Genomic DNA, 12,223 nt, shown 5'->3' with positions numbered 1-12,223 from the left:
CTTCGCCGCTTCAGCCCCGGCATTTACGCTTGGGCCGAAACTCACCTCACACGACGTGACTCGTACGAACTTGCTAGAAAGACAGTGACGAGACGATCCGCACCCGCTGGCCCGGATCGAGCTTCTGCACGCCGAGGGCGACGATCTTGGCGCCCTCGTCCACACCGCTGGTAATGATGACGTCGTTGCTCTCGTAGGACTTCACCACGACAGGCTTCAGCGTGACGGAGCCATTGTCGTCGACGACGTAGAAGGACGGCTTGCCGCCTTCGTTGAACAGCGCCGAGAGCGGCAGCCGCGCGACGCGCTCGGTGGCGGCATCCGACAGCGTCAGCGTCGCGGTCATGCCGAGTGCGACCTTGTCGTCGGCCTCGGGCAGCGAGAACTTTGCAAGATAGGTGCGCGTGGCCGGATCGGCCGCCGGCGCGATCTCGCGCAGCCTCGCCGCATACTTCTTGTCCGGCTCCGACCAAAGAGTGACGCTGGCGACGCCCGACTTGGCGCGTCCAACCAGCGTCTCAGGGATCGCGACGACCGCTTCCTTCTCGGCAAAGCGGGCGACGCGGATCGAAGCCTGGCCCGCGGCGACCACCTGGCCGGGCTCGATCAGCGTTGCGGTGACGACGCCACGGGCGTCGGCAACGAGCGTCGCGTAGGAAAGAGAATTCTTGGTCAGCTCGACCGAGCGCTCGGCCCGGTTCAGGCGCGCGCGGGCCTCGTCGGCAGCGGCACGGCTCGAATCCATCTGGGCATCCGTGGTCCAGCCCTTGGCCTTCAAATCCTTGGCGCGCTGCTCGGCCGCGGCGGCCTGGGCCAGCACACCGGTCGCAGCGGTCTGCTCGGCGACGGACTGCTCGGCCTGGAGCTTCAGGTCGACCTCATCGAGGGTCGCGAGCGGCTGGCCGACCTCGACCGTCTGGCCGACCTCGACCAGGCGCTTGGCAACCTTGCCGGCGACGCGGAAACCGAGATCGCTCTCGATCCGGGGCCTGACGGTGCCGACGAAGCTGCGCTCCGGCGTCTCGGAGTCATAATGAGCCGTGGCGACCAGAACCGGCCGCGGCGGCTCGGCCTTTTCAGCGACGGTGTCATTGCACCCGCCCAGGGCGGCGGCCATGAGGGCCAGCGACACACCTGCCAAGAGCCTGGAATAGTTGGACAAAACTGAGCGGACGAACATCGGAGGACACTCCTGCGACTGCAATGAGAGGAATGTCGACTAATCACTGATAAAAGTCAATAATCGTCAGTCATCAGGAAAGCGTGATCGTTAAGGGGTGGTAAGGATTGGGGGAGGTCAGAGAGGTGCAATTGTAAGGTGGGCAACGGCGCGTTAGCGCCGTGCCCACGAACTATTGGTGGGCACGCTGCGCTTTGGCCACCCTACGGAACCGTTCACTCGGCCCTTACCGCCCCTGCTCGGCGAACTCGTGCTTGCTCTCGTGGCCGCCGACGAAGACCAGGATGCCGGCGAGCAGGGGCAGCACCGCGAGCACCAGCAAGCCGGTCGAGGTCTGCCCCGTCGCTTCCTTGACCCAGCCGATCAGATAGGGGCCGCCGAACCCGGCGAGGTTGCCGATCGAGTTGATCAGCGCGATGGCGCCGGCCGCAGCCGTGCCGGAGAGCCAGGCGGTCGGCAGGGTCCAGAACACGCCGAAGCAGCAGAACACGCCGATCGCCGCGACCGTCAGCGCCACCATCGTCATGGTGGGATCGGTGAGATAGGAGGAGACGGCAAGTGCGACGGCGGTCAGCAGCAGCGGCGCGCCGACATGCTTCACGCGCTCGCGCGTCGCATCCGAATGCCGTGCCCACAGGATCATCGCGATGGTGCCGAACAGATACGGGATCGCGGTGACGAAGCCGGTCTGCGCGTTGGTGAGGCCGAACGCCTTGACGATCTGCGGCAGCCAGAACTGCATGCCGTAGAGCGCGCCGACGAAGCCGAAATAGATCAGGCTGAGCGCGATCACCTTGGGCGAGGACAGCGCTTCGCCGAGCGACAGATGCTTCACCGCCTGCTTGGCCGCAATTTCCGAGTCGAGCCTGCCCTTGAGCCAGGCCTTCTGTTCGGCCGAGAGCCAGTCCGCCTTCTCCGGCTTGTCGGTGAGGTAGAACCAGGTGACGATGCCCAGCAGCACCGAGGGGATGCCCTCGATGATGAACAGCCACTGCCAGCCCTTCAGCCCCATCACGCCGTCAAGCCCGAGCAGCAGGCCCGAGATCGGCGCGCCAATCACGGTCGAGACCGGCACGGCGATGGCGAAGGCGGCGAGGAAGCGGGCGCGATATTCGGCCGGATACCAGTAGGTGAGATAGAGGATGATGCCGGGGAAGAAGCCGGCCTCGGCGACGCCGAGCAGGAAGCGCAGGACGTAGAAGCTCGTCACACCGCTGACCAGCGCCATCAGCGCCGAGATGATGCCCCAGGTCACCATGATGCGGGCGATCCAGCGGCTCGCGCCGAACTTTTCCAGCGCCAGATTGCTCGGCACCTCGAAAATGAAATAGCCGATGAAGAAGATGCCCGCACCCCAGGAGAAGATCAGCGGCGTGAACTTCAGCTCCGCATTCATGGTCAGCGCGGCGAAGCCGAGATTGACGCGGTCGAGATAGGAGAAGAAGTAGGCCAGCACCAGGAACGGAATCAGGCGCCAGGAGATGGCGCGGATTGTCGAGGTCTCGATTTCCGACTTGGCTGAACCGGCGGAACCGGCATAGGTCGTGGTCTGGCTCATGGCTTCCCCCCGGGGTTGTTGCTTTTATGGGCTGATCCGCGGTTTTCAGCATCACGAGCAAAGAGTCAATGGAACAAGCAATGCGCGGGGCGCAGCCGGTCAAACCCGTGGCGCCGCGACAGCGGTCGCTGATCCGCGCCGCCCTGGCGCTGGTCGTGATCGCCTGCGGGCTGTCGTTGCGCTGGTACGGCTTTCCGCTCGGGCTTCCGGCCTTCGTCGTGAAGTACGGCGGCTCGCTGCTGTGGGCGACGATGGTGTTTCTGCTGGTCGGGGTCGTGCTGCCGCGGCTGACGCGGAGCCGGATGGCGGCCATCGCGGTGGCGATCGCGATCGCGGTCGAATTCTCCCGGCTGGTGCATACGCCCTGGCTCGACGCGTTCCGGCTAACGACGGCCGGGGCCTTGCTGCTCGGGCGCATCTTCTCGCTGTGGAATCTGGTGGCCTATGCGGCCGGGATTGCGTTTGGGGTTTGGATCGATCGGCTCGTCGGGAAGCGTAGGGTGGATTAGCGAAGCGTAATCCACCGCTTCGCCCCCGCAGAGACAAACAGTGGTGGATTACGCCTTCGGCTAATCCACCCTACGATCTGTCACTCCGACAATTGAAATCGCTCGAACCGATCGAGCTCCTGCTCGATCACGCGCTTCAGCTCCTTGCGCCCCGCCGTCTTCTTGCCCTGCCCGACCCAGGTCCATTTCTGCATCAGGAGTTTCTTGCCCTGCCGGTCGGTCTTGAGGTCGAGCGCGGCGACGATCTCGTCGCCGACCAGCACGGGCAGCGCGAAGTAGCCGAGCTTGCGCTTGGCCTTCGGCACATAGGCCTCGAACAGATGATTGTAGCCGAAGAAGAGATTGGTGCGCTTGCGCTGGATGATCAGGGGATCGAACGGGGAGAGGATGTGAACGAGATCGGGCGAGGCGCCCTCACCGGGCTCCAGCGCCGCAGGCGCGGCCCAATGCTCCTGCTTGCCGGCGCCTTCGATCGCAACGGGCACCAGCTCGCCGCGGCGCACGCGCGAGGTGATCAGCTGCGCGACCGCCTTCTTGCTCGGCGCATCGAGGTGGCAGATCGAATCCAGGCTGACCACGCCCTGCGAGCGAAGCGCGCGGTCGAGCAGATAGGCCGTGATGTCCCTTGCCGACGCCGGCTTCGGCAGCTTGTCCCAGCCGAAGTGCCGCGTCATCAGCTCATAGGTCTTGAGCATGCCCTGGCGCGCGCTGACGGTCGCAACGCCGGTGTAGAAGGCGAGCTGCAACGCGCGCTTCGAGGGTTTTCGGCTCTGCCACAAATGCTCCTTCTCGGTGAGCACGTCGTCCTCGATGTCGCGGATCGTCAGCGGACCGGCACGAAGGAGCCGCATCACCTTGCGGGTGTCGGCCGGCTTCACCGAGGCATACCATTTATGCCCCTCGCGCTTGTGCTCGCGCATCGCCGGCAGAAAGAAGCGGAAGTCGCTCGCCGGCACGTAAGACAGTGCATGGGTCCAGTATTCGAACACGCTTCTGTCGACGCTCTGGGCCTGGCGCAGATCGGTGCGGCGGTAGGACGGGATGCGGCTGAACAGGATATGGTGGTGGCTGCGTTCAATGACGTTGATGGTGTCGATCTGCACATAGCCGAGATGAGCGATGACATCCGCCACCGCCTGCGCGCCCTCCCCGAACGGCGCGCGCTCGTCCAGCCGCTGGGCATGCAGCCAGATCTGCCGGGCCTGTGTCGTGGGGATCGGAAGCGGTTTGGGCGCGCGTGACATTTCAGGAGGCAATGTAGCGGGATTCGCGCAGAGAAAAAGGGAGGCGGCAGAGAAGTCGTGCGAGGAAAAAGCCGCGCTGCCAACTGCTGACAACGCGGCCGCACCGTGCGCGCCTCGCACTTACTTCATCGAGATGGCCTTCTGCGACTTCATATAGTGCGTGCAGGCGCTCTTCATCTTGCCATTGCTCATGATGGCGAAGGCCTCAACGGCCATCCTTGTGCGCCTTGGGCCGGTCACCGAGGCTGCCGGTGGCGACGTCAGGCTCGCAGGACGCCTTGCCGCGCCCCTCCGCCTGGCAGCGATAGACGCTGCCGGTGAGGCGGTCGACCAGCCACATGTTCTCGTCGTTCGGACCGTCGAGGCCGACATAGCGGCTGGTTAGCCCCGTGATCAGCGTCGACAGCAGGATTGCCACGGCAATCATCGCCGCGCCGATATAGATGGGCATGGAGCCCAGTGAGACGGTCCGATCCGGCGGGCCATTGCGATAGAACTGGTAGTCAGTTGGCCTCGGCACAGGATGAAACTCGGCTCCCCTTCGCTCGCGGTGGCGATCGAATGGGTCTGCTAGGCGCCCATCTGGCCGATTTCTTGTCCGCGAGCAGGCCATGCCGCGACCGCTTTGCGACGAACGATGAACGCACGTTTCCGACAGGGAAAGGCGGCCCGGTCTTCTTCCGAGAAAGCGAGTTGGTTCAGCACTCTGCTTTCGATGCCGAATGCGACAGCGCTGCTTCCCGGTGGCAGGGCACTGCTGCTGGCGCGACAGGCCATGGATGCCGATTGGCTCCGGCGTTAAGATGCAACGGGACTTTTTGGCCATTTGGAATGTGATCGGCATCACATTTGGGCATTTGAACCTGCCCTAGGCTCGCAGCATCAAATCGCCATCAGGCGTAACAGCGAGGATACGACAATGACCCGTTTTGATAAGTTTTTTGGACTGAAGGCGATCACCCTCACGGCTGCGCTGTCGATGACGGCGGGCCTGGCTTTCGCCGGCGAAAAGACCTTCTCGGCCGACCAGATCGTGGATGCGTTGAAGTCGAAGCCGGCGACCCGCGGCTTGTCCACCGGTCCGCAGGCCGACCCGGCGGCGCAGGCCAAGGAATCGACCTTCCTGAGCACCGTGCGCAACCGCGCGACCCGATCGCTCTCGACGGGCGAGCGCGAGCAGATCGCCGAGCTCGCAGCGACCAAGCCGAAGATCGATCTGGAGATCCAGTTCGACTACAACTCGGCCGACATCGCCAAGACTTCGGTGCCGTCGGTGCAGGCGCTCGGCAAGGCTCTGTCCGATCCGACGCTGAAGGGCTCGACCTTCGTGGTCGCCGGCCACACCGATGCGGTCGGCGGCGAAGAGTACAATCAAGGACTCTCCGAACGTCGCGCCGAAACCATCAAGAAGTACCTGGTGCAGAACTACGGCCTCAACGGCACCGACCTCGTCGCCGTCGGCTATGGCAAGACCAAGCTGAAGGACACCGCCAACGGCGCCGACCCGATCAACCGCCGCGTCCAGGTCGTGAACATGGAAGCGAAGTCGACGGCGTCCAAATAATCGCGAAGTCATCGCCGAGCGAAACACGCCGCCTGCCATCACACGGCAGGCGGCGATGTCATATCCAGCTCTGGAACAGCATCAGCCGGTTGAAGGTCTGCATCGACGTGCCGATGAAGGCCGCCGAGACCGGCAGCATCATCGCAAAGCCGACAGCCGCGATGCCGACATAGGCCCACAGCAGCCAGCGCGGCAGCCCGTCCCGTCGCAGCACATAGACCAGCGCAAGCGACGCCACGCTAGCGGCCGGCAGATAGTAGTAGATGAAGCCGAGCGTGCGTGGCAGCAAAGCCCAGGCAAGCCAGCAGCCGAAATAGAACGCCGCGATCAGGAACGCATCCCAGCGGCGGGCGACGATGAAATCGCGCAGCACGACCACGAGCGCTGGCAGTGCGGGCCACAGCACCAGGGGATTGCCGAGGAAGACGATCGCCGAGACATTGTCTTCCGCCGTCTTGTCGAACAGGAACCACACCGGCCGCGCGAGAAGCGGCCAGGACGGCCACGCGCTCATATAGGTGTGGCCGGCGATCGCGGTGGTGGTGTTTTCGGCGAATATCCGGCGCTGCGCCTCGATCAGATCCGGCAGCGACACTCCGTAGAGCGGAACGAAGGCGGCAAGATACGTCAGCGCCGGCAGCACGGCGAAGCAGGTCACGGCATGCTGCACGCGAAAATCGGGCCAGAGGTCGGGACGGTACCAGTCATCGGGCTTCGCGTCGGCAAACAGCGTCCGCCAGCCCTGCATCAGGCGAATGACCGCAACGAGGACGATGCAGATGCCGAGCGGAAACAGGCCGCTCCATTTGCAGGCCGCAGCGAGGCCAAACAATACGCCCGCGAGCGCGAACAGCGCATGCGGGCGCTCTCTTCGAAAGCCGTGCATGAAGGCGGCGATCGCGAGCAGGCCGAATCCGAGCGCGAAAATGTCGAGCATGGCGATGCGCGCCTGCACGTAGAGCATCTGGTTGAAGCCGGCGATCAACGCGGCGGCGATCGCGGGCCCTTGCGCGGAGAACAGCGCAAGTCCGCACAGATAGATCGCGACGATCGCCAGCGCACCGAACAAGGTCGACGGATAGCGCCAGCCCAGCGCATTGTCGCCGAAGGCCGCGATCGATGCCGCGATCAGCTCCTTGGCCAGCGGCGGATGCATCGGATTGAGCATCGGCTGCGACATCGCGGGTGCCAGCATCTGCCGCGCCGCGGGCACGTAATGCACCTCGTCGAAGACGAATTTCTCCGGCGCAGTCAGGCCGATCAGCAGCGCGAGATGTGCGATCAGGAAAATCGCGACAGCGATTACTGCGCTCCGCGACACCTTTGGAGCTGCGGGCAATTCGAGCGGCGCTTGTGGGGCTGTTTTGCGTGGCAAATCTGCTTCACCGCGGAGAAAAATAGGAATGGCACTTTTCATTGAACGCATTCTGCTGCAACTGTCACTAAGCATAACGCACGTCCCGCGCCGCTTGTGATAATTTCGCCACATCAGAAGCGCGCGCAGTCCGGTACGATCAGGGACATATCGATCGGTTGCGAGATGAATTTGCGTTTCTTGTTTTTCCCCGCACTGCTATCGGCTGTGTTGTGCGCGGCGCCTGGCGCACAGGCGCAGACGCGCGTCGGCGAAGCCGTCGTGATCCAGAAAGAAGTGGTGCGCGTGGCCGCGACCACGACGCCGATCAGCGTCGGCGACAGCATGCTGCGCGATGAGACCGTGCGCACCGGCGCCGACAGCGCCGCGCGCTTCGTCATGGCCGACAGCACCAATCTGTCGCTCGGACCCAGCGCGACGCTCAAGCTCGACCGCACCGTCTTCAACGATGAGCACAGCTATCGCGACGTCGCGATCCGCATGACCACTGGCGCATTCCGCTTCGTCACCGGACATTCGGAGAAGACCGCCTACAAGATCACGACACCGCTCGCGACCATCGGCGTGCGCGGCACCACGCTCGACATTCTCTCGCAGCGCGGACGCTCCGTCGTCGTGCTCCAGGACGGCGCCGCCAGCGTCTGCACGACGAGCTCCCAGTGCGTGCAGCTCACGCAGCCCGGCGACACCGCAATCATCATTTCCGCCGGCGGCAAGGTCAGCATCACCAAGAGCAACACGCCGCCCTGGACCTTTGCCGCCAACTGCGCCGCAAGTGCCGGGCTGTGCTCGGTCAACCAGTATGCGGACGCCTCGCCGACCGTCACGCCCGCCGTCCAGGACGACGGCATGCTGTGCGGGCGGTGACGATGGCGAAACTCGACGTCAGACGTTTCGTCCTCGCCGCTGTACTGACCGCAACCGCGGCGTTTGCGCTTGGCGCGTTCGATGCCCGTCCGGCGGCAGCCCAGGGGGCGGGGTGCGAGTCCGAGTGCGGTGGTCCGAGCCCCACCCCGACCTATTCACCGTCCCCGACGCCGACCCCCACACCGACGCCCTCGCCTTCGCCGAGCCCCTATCCGTCGCCTAGCCCGTATCCGCCGCCTCCACCGTCGGGCCCGACCGGCGCAGATTCCAGCGGCAATTCGATCGGCGGCCTCGCCAACCAGCGCTTCAACCAGATGATCACCAACCGGGTGCTCGGCACGGTGCTGCTCGGCGTCAACGAGCAGGTCAATTGCAGCGACTGCATCAGCGCGTTCGGCTCGGCCGGCTCGTTCTCGGCCGGCATTCACGGCCGCAAGGAGCTGACCAACAACCTGTCGCTGCTCGCCGGCATCGCCTACACGCAATACAACGAGGGCGGCTACAACATCACCAGCGCGCCGATCGGCGCCTTCGCTCTGCGCTATGACTTCACCGACTGGGGCTCGTCGCGCCCGTTCTTCGACGTCGGCACCATCCTGACGCCGTGGGAGAAGGCGCGCTACACCCGCAGCTACAACACCAGCCTCGGGACGGTGAGCGTCACGGGCTCGACCAACGCTTCGAACTACGCCGTATACAGCCGCGCCGGCTGGATCAGCCGCGTGTCCCCGCGCGACGAAGTCGCGGCCTCGATCGAAGTCTGGCAGCTCTGGCAGCGCGTGTCCGGCTACTCCGACAGCGCGGTCGCGTTCAATCCGTTCGACGCCACGATTGCGACCGGCACCGACCGCACCAGCCTGGTCAAGATCGGCGGCCAGTGGACCCATCTGTTCGGCAGCAACATCGAGACCAATATCAACGGCGGCTGGGTGCAATCGTTCGCGAGCCACAGCGGCATCGTCGCCACCGTGACCGGCGACGGCTTGGTGGTGCCGACGATGGGCAACCAGGGCTGGTTCGAATATGGCGGCCGCCTCGGCTTCCGCGTGCAAAAGGGCTGGGTCGTCGACCTGTTCGCCAACGGCACGCTGGGCCCGCAGCCGGTGGGGAACACCATCCACGGCGGCGTGGGGCTAAGAATTAATTATTAGCCGGCGGGCACGGTCTCGTAGGGTGGGCAAAGCGGAGCGTGCCCACCGCTTTTCTCAACCGGAGACAGATGGTGGGCACGGCGCAAGAGCGCCTTTGCCCACCCTACTGCACCTGTCTTAGCCTCACGCCGCCGACTTGCCCTCGAACGCGCGGCGCAGCACATCCACGTCCAGCTTCACCATCTTCATCATGGCCTGCATCGCGCGTGCGGCAGCCGCCTTGTCGGGACTCGACAGGAAGTCGAACATCACCTTCGGCACGACCTGCCAGGACACGCCCCAGCGATCGCTGATCCAGCCGCACTGCTGCTCCTTGCCGCCATGAGCCAGGAAAGCATCCCACACGCTGTCAACCTGAGCCTGATCGTCGCAATGGATCATCAGCGAGATTGCGTGGGTGTATTCCACCTTCATCCCGCCGTTGAGCGCGACGAGAGGCTGTCCCGCCACAGTGAACTCGACGACGAGCACGGAGCCTTGCCTGCCGGAGGGGTTGTCCGACACGTTGCGCTGGACGTGCGTTACTTCCGAATTCGGAACGAGCGAGACGTAGAATTTTGCGGCTTCCTCGGCATCGCCGTTGAACCACATGCAGGGTACGAGCTTGGACATGGAGAGTGCTCCTCTTCGGTGGTCGTGGACTGCGATCAGGCGCTCGCCATTTCGGACTGCGCGGCGAAGGCTGCCATGTCCAGCCAGTTCACACCCCACATATGACCGTCCGGATCCTCGAAGCTGCGGCCGTACATGAAGCTGTATTCGTCCTTCGGGCTGGGATCGGCCACCCCGCCTGCAGCCTCGGCCTTGCCGACGATCTCGTCGACCTCGTTCCGGCTGTCGGCGGACAGACAGAACAGCGCCTGGTTCGTGGTCTTTGCATCGGCGATCGGCTTCGGCGTGAACTGGCGGAATTTGTCGTGGGTCGTCAGCATCGCGTAGATGGTCTCGGAAAAGACCATGCAGCTCGCCGTATCATCGCTGAATTGCGGGTTCCGGGTCGCACCGACCGCTTCGTAAAAGGCGGTCGCGCGCTTGAGGTCGGTCACCGGCAGATTGAGGAAGATCATCCTGGGCATCGGAAGCTCCTTGGGCGGGGTTCTGCCCAAGGACGGACGGCCTGACGGCCATCCGACACGGCTTCCGAATATTTTTTTGCACCCAGAGTTGCGGGGTTCTGTCGCGCCGACCCCGCGCGGCTTCGGCCTTACTTCTTCTCGTTGGGGTCCCGATGGATCGGGTCGACCCACAGCACGGTCTCGGGCTTCTCGACCGGCTCGATGTCGAGATTGATCGCGACCGCCTCGCCGTCGCTGCGCACCAGCACACATTCCAGCACCTCGTCGGGGCTGGCGTTGATCTCCTGGTGCGGCACGTAGGGCGGCACGAAGATGAAATCGCCGGGGCCGGCCTCCGCCGTGAATTGCAGGCTCTCGCCCCAGCGCATCCGCGCCTTGCCCTTCACCACGTAGATGACGCTTTCGAGATGACCATGGTGATGTGCGCCGGTCTTGGCGTCGGGCCTGATGCTGACCGTGCCCGCCCACAATTTCTGCGCGCCGACGCGCGCGAAATTGATCGCGGCCGCGCGGTCCATGCCGGCTGTCGACGGCACGTTGGTATCGAGCTGATTGCCGGGAATGACGCGCACGCCGTCATGCTTCCAGCGATCGTCGTGATGATCGTGGTCATGGTGGGAATGCGTGTGGTCATGGCCGGTCATGATACTTGCTTTCTGTTGGTTCCGTGCGGGCGAAACTAACCAAAGCCGCGACATCAAGCCATACCAAAATCGGAACTCTCGTAGCCGCCAGAGGTTGTCTTCGCGAGCAAACTGCAAGGAGAGTTTCCATGGGTAGCACGAGCGACAAGGTCAAGGGCACCGCCAACGAAGCCATCGGCAAGGCCAAGCAGGGCATCGGTGAAGCCACCGGTTCCGAGCGTCTTCAGGGCGAAGGCGCGGTCCAGGAAGTGAAGGGCAAAGGCCAGAAGGCCATGGGCGACGCCAAGGACGCGGCCAAGGAAGCGATTGATCGCGCGGCCGCGGCGGCACGTCGCGCGGCGGAATAACGCGCACAAGCCTGAATGCGAAAAGACCGGCCGTAAGGCCGGTCTTTTTGTTTGTCCATTCTCATCGTCATCCCCGGGCGCGAAGCGAACCCGGGATCTCGGGATTCCCCGGTGCGCGATTGCGCACCTGAGGTCTGGTCCTTCGGACCATCCCGGAATGACGGCTACGCCGTCACTTCACTGCGAGCAATTCGACGTCGAACATCAGCGTCGCGTTCGGCGGGATCACGCCGCCGGCGCCGCGGGCACCGTAGCCGAGCTGCGGCGGGATGATCAGCGTGCGCTTGCCGCCGACCTTCATGGTGGAAACGCCCTCGTCCCAGCCGGCGATGACGCGGCCCTTGCCGATCGGGAATTCGAACGGTTCATTGCGATCGACGGACGAGTCGAATTTCTTGCCCTTCTGGCCGTTCTCGTAGAGCCAGCCGGTATAGTGCATCACGCAGATCTGGCCGGGCTTCGGCGAAGCGCCTGTGCCGACGACGCTGTCGATGGTCTGCAATCCTGAAGCTGTGGTCATGGTCTTTCCTGCGGTCTGGGCCGAGGCCGTGGTGGAAACGAATGTCGAGACGCTGCCGATCACGGTGATCGCGAGTGCCGACATGATGGCGAGGAGCGCGCGCTGGAAACGCTGCATAGAACACCTTCCGTTTGAGGCGGGAGGTGTCTAGCGCAACGCGGGTACGGTTTCCAGCCCCGGGGCCTCGA

14 protein-coding genes are annotated in these 12,223 nt (G+C 64.3%); 5 read left to right on the top strand and 9 right to left on the bottom strand.

All coding sequences use genetic code 11. The features are described 5' to 3' along the window. Positions 1-73: 73 nt before the first annotated feature. Positions 74-1,180, bottom strand: a complete 1,107-nt coding sequence (locus NLM25_RS10510) for an efflux RND transporter periplasmic adaptor subunit (RefSeq protein WP_254116815.1) — start codon at positions 1,178-1,180, stop codon at positions 74-76. Between the two features lie 226 nt (positions 1,181-1,406). Continuing rightward, positions 1,407-2,738 carry an MFS transporter gene (locus NLM25_RS10505; protein WP_254136892.1) on the bottom strand — a complete coding sequence of 444 codons (1,332 nt, stop codon included), beginning with the start codon at positions 2,736-2,738 and terminating at the stop codon, positions 1,407-1,409. An 80-nt stretch (positions 2,739-2,818) separates the two neighbouring features. On the opposite strand from NLM25_RS10505, the gene NLM25_RS10500 reads away from it, so the two are divergent. After that, positions 2,819-3,247, top strand: a complete 429-nt coding sequence (locus tag NLM25_RS10500) for a DUF2809 domain-containing protein (RefSeq protein ID WP_254141151.1) — start codon at positions 2,819-2,821, stop codon at positions 3,245-3,247. An 80-nt stretch (positions 3,248-3,327) separates the two neighbouring features. On the opposite strand, the gene NLM25_RS10495 is transcribed toward NLM25_RS10500, so the two are convergent. Both NLM25_RS10495 and NLM25_RS10490 read right to left on the bottom strand, forming a co-directional pair. Further along, the gene (locus NLM25_RS10495; protein WP_254136891.1) at positions 3,328-4,491 is read right to left on the bottom strand and encodes a winged helix-turn-helix domain-containing protein; all 1,164 of its coding nucleotides are present in this window, start codon (positions 4,489-4,491) and stop codon (positions 3,328-3,330) included. A gap of 205 nt (positions 4,492-4,696) precedes the next feature. Continuing rightward, positions 4,697-4,942, bottom strand: a complete 246-nt coding sequence (locus NLM25_RS10490) for a hypothetical protein (RefSeq protein ID WP_254141150.1) — start codon at positions 4,940-4,942, stop codon at positions 4,697-4,699. Between the two features lie 468 nt (positions 4,943-5,410). Here NLM25_RS10490 and NLM25_RS10485 point away from each other — a divergent pair, with 468 nt between their 5' ends. Next, complete coding sequence (locus tag NLM25_RS10485) at positions 5,411-6,055, top strand: OmpA family protein (protein WP_254116812.1); 645 nt, start codon at positions 5,411-5,413, stop codon at positions 6,053-6,055. A gap of 58 nt (positions 6,056-6,113) precedes the next feature. Here the strand turns inward: NLM25_RS10485 and NLM25_RS10480 are convergent, their stop codons facing one another. Then, positions 6,114-7,544 carry a phospholipid carrier-dependent glycosyltransferase gene (locus tag NLM25_RS10480; RefSeq protein ID WP_254136890.1) on the bottom strand — a complete coding sequence of 477 codons (1,431 nt, stop codon included), beginning with the start codon at positions 7,542-7,544 and terminating at the stop codon, positions 6,114-6,116. A 51-nt stretch (positions 7,545-7,595) separates the two neighbouring features. On the opposite strand from NLM25_RS10480, the gene NLM25_RS10475 reads away from it, so the two are divergent. Then, positions 7,596-8,297: a FecR domain-containing protein gene (locus NLM25_RS10475; RefSeq protein WP_254136889.1), complete on the top strand. Its 702-nt coding sequence runs from the start codon at positions 7,596-7,598 to the stop codon at positions 8,295-8,297. 2 nt (positions 8,298-8,299) lie between these two features. Beyond that, entirely contained in the window at positions 8,300-9,448 is a 1,149-nt protein-coding gene (locus NLM25_RS10470; protein WP_254136888.1) for a hypothetical protein, read from the top strand. 123 nt (positions 9,449-9,571) lie between these two features. Here the strand turns inward: NLM25_RS10470 and NLM25_RS10465 are convergent, their stop codons facing one another. The 3 genes from NLM25_RS10465 to NLM25_RS10455 all read right to left on the bottom strand — a co-directional run bounded on the left by NLM25_RS10465 (position 9,572) and on the right by NLM25_RS10455 (position 11,168). Beyond that, positions 9,572-10,060 (bottom strand): VOC family protein, encoded by a 489-nt coding sequence (locus NLM25_RS10465; protein WP_254136887.1) that lies wholly within the window; start codon positions 10,058-10,060, stop codon positions 9,572-9,574. A 35-nt stretch (positions 10,061-10,095) separates the two neighbouring features. Further along, positions 10,096-10,524 carry a VOC family protein gene (locus NLM25_RS10460; RefSeq protein WP_254136886.1) on the bottom strand — a complete coding sequence of 143 codons (429 nt, stop codon included), beginning with the start codon at positions 10,522-10,524 and terminating at the stop codon, positions 10,096-10,098. Positions 10,525-10,652: 128 nt separating this feature from the next. After that, a complete protein-coding gene (locus NLM25_RS10455; RefSeq protein ID WP_254116806.1) occupies positions 10,653-11,168 on the bottom strand; it encodes a cupin domain-containing protein in 516 nt (171 codons plus the stop codon). 128 nt (positions 11,169-11,296) lie between these two features. On the opposite strand from NLM25_RS10455, the gene NLM25_RS10450 reads away from it, so the two are divergent. Beyond that, positions 11,297-11,515 (top strand): CsbD family protein, encoded by a 219-nt coding sequence (locus NLM25_RS10450; protein WP_254136885.1) that lies wholly within the window; start codon positions 11,297-11,299, stop codon positions 11,513-11,515. Between the two features lie 172 nt (positions 11,516-11,687). Here the strand turns inward: NLM25_RS10450 and NLM25_RS10445 are convergent, their stop codons facing one another. Further along, the gene (locus tag NLM25_RS10445) at positions 11,688-12,152 is read right to left on the bottom strand and encodes an FKBP-type peptidyl-prolyl cis-trans isomerase (protein ID WP_254116804.1); all 465 of its coding nucleotides are present in this window, start codon (positions 12,150-12,152) and stop codon (positions 11,688-11,690) included. Positions 12,153-12,223: the final 71 nt, after the last annotated feature.

This window comes from Bradyrhizobium sp. CCGB01 (genome assembly GCF_024199795.1).
Classification (GTDB): Bacteria; Pseudomonadota; Alphaproteobacteria; order Rhizobiales; family Xanthobacteraceae; genus Bradyrhizobium.
This window is presented reverse-complemented; position numbering and strand designations above follow the sequence as displayed.